General features: G+C 48.3%; 2 tRNA genes and 1 rRNA gene. All 3 read right to left on the bottom strand.

Going from position 1 to position 1,144, the window contains the following annotated elements:
* Positions 1–17 precede the first annotated feature (17 nt).
* Positions 18–91, bottom strand: a tRNA-Ala gene (locus tag F565_RS0120915).
* A gap of 111 nt (positions 92–202) precedes the next feature.
* Positions 203–276, bottom strand: a tRNA-Ile gene (locus F565_RS0120910).
* Between the two features lie 183 nt (positions 277–459).
* Positions 460–1,144 (bottom strand): 16S ribosomal RNA (locus tag F565_RS0120905); the annotation flags it as partial.

Genomic DNA, 1,144 nt, shown 5'->3' with positions numbered 1-1,144 from the left:
CTAACGTAATGCCGTTGTGGAGAATATCGGAGTCGAACCGATGACCTCCTGCGTGCAAGGCAGGCGCTCTAGCCAGCTGAGCTAATCCCCCGTTTTAGTGTACAGTTAACAGTCTTCAGTTAACAGTCCTATGCGGTTCGTCACTTAAAGTGCAACTCAACTTCTAAAATTTCCTTTTCCGAAGATGCTTTCTTTTAATTAGTAGTCCCGGACAGACTCGAACTGTCGACCCCTACATTATCAGTGTAGTACTCTAACCAGCTGAGCTACGAGACTATTTTAATTTCAGATTGTTGATTTCAGATTTCAGATTTTTTCCAATCGGAATCCAGTCTTAAGTCTAAAATCTAATTTCTTAAATCTTTAAAGCTCTTCTTCTTTGTATTATTTGAATTAACAGCGAGAGTAAGTATATCCATACTTAATCTTATTACATAAAACTAACGGTCGTGTCTCTAGAAAGGAGGTGTTCCAGCCGCACCTTCCGGTACGGCTACCTTGTTACGACTTAGCCCCAGTTACCAGTTTTACCCTAGGCAGCTCCTTGCGGTCACCGACTTCAGGTACCCCCAGCTTCCATGGCTTGACGGGCGGTGTGTACAAGGCCCGGGAACGTATTCACCGGATCATGGCTGATATCCGATTACTAGCGATTCCAGCTTCACGGAGTCGGGTTGCAGACTCCGATCCGAACTGTGACCGGCTTTATAGATTCGCTCCCCCTCGCGGGGTGGCTGCTCTCTGTACCGGCCATTGTAGCACGTGTGTAGCCCAGGACGTAAGGGCCGTGATGATTTGACGTCATCCCCACCTTCCTCTCAGTTTGCACTGGCAGTCTCGTTAGAGTTCCCGACATGACTCGCTGGCAACTAACGACAGGGGTTGCGCTCGTTATAGGACTTAACCTGACACCTCACGGCACGAGCTGACGACAACCATGCAGCACCTTGTAAATTGTCCGAAGAAAAAACTGTTTCCAGTCCTGTCAATCTACATTTAAGCCCTGGTAAGGTTCCTCGCGTATCATCGAATTAAACCACATGCTCCACCGCTTGTGCGGGCCCCCGTCAATTCCTTTGAGTTTCAGGCTTGCGCCCGTACTCCCCAGGTGGGATACTTATCACTTTCGCTTAGCCACTCAGTC

This window comes from Flavobacterium rivuli WB 3.3-2 = DSM 21788 (assembly GCF_000378485.1).
Lineage (GTDB): Bacteria > Bacteroidota > Bacteroidia > Flavobacteriales > Flavobacteriaceae > Flavobacterium > Flavobacterium rivuli.
This window is presented reverse-complemented; position numbering and strand designations above follow the sequence as displayed.